The sequence below is a fragment of the Sulfitobacter sp. CW3 genome (genome assembly GCF_019392245.1).
Lineage (GTDB): Bacteria > Pseudomonadota > Alphaproteobacteria > Rhodobacterales > Rhodobacteraceae > Sulfitobacter.
Genome location: NZ_JAHXRL010000091.1, coordinates 1 through 309, shown reverse-complemented (window position 1 = coordinate 309; position 309 = coordinate 1). Strand labels below are relative to the sequence as shown.

Genomic DNA, 309 nt, shown 5'->3' with positions numbered 1-309 from the left:
GCCTGGTAGTGGGGGATAACGTTCGGAAACGGACGCTAATACCGCATACGTCCTACGGGAGAAAGCAGGGGACCTTCGGGCCTTGCGCTATCAGATGAGCCTAGGTCGGATTAGCTAGTTGGGGAGGTAATGGCTCACCAAGGCGACGATCCGTAACTGGTCTGAGAGGATGATCAGTCACACTGGAACTGAGACACGGTCCAGACTCCTACGGGAGGCAGCAGTGGGGAATATTGGACAATGGGCGAAAGCCTGATCCAGCCATGCCGCGTGTGTGAAGAAGGTCTTCGGATTGTAAAGCACTTTAAG

At 54.7% G+C, this 309-nt stretch carries 1 rRNA gene; it reads left to right on the top strand.

Annotated elements, in window-relative coordinates:
* Window positions 1-309: ribosomal RNA gene (locus tag KZZ06_RS22880) — 16S ribosomal RNA — on the top strand; the annotation flags it as partial.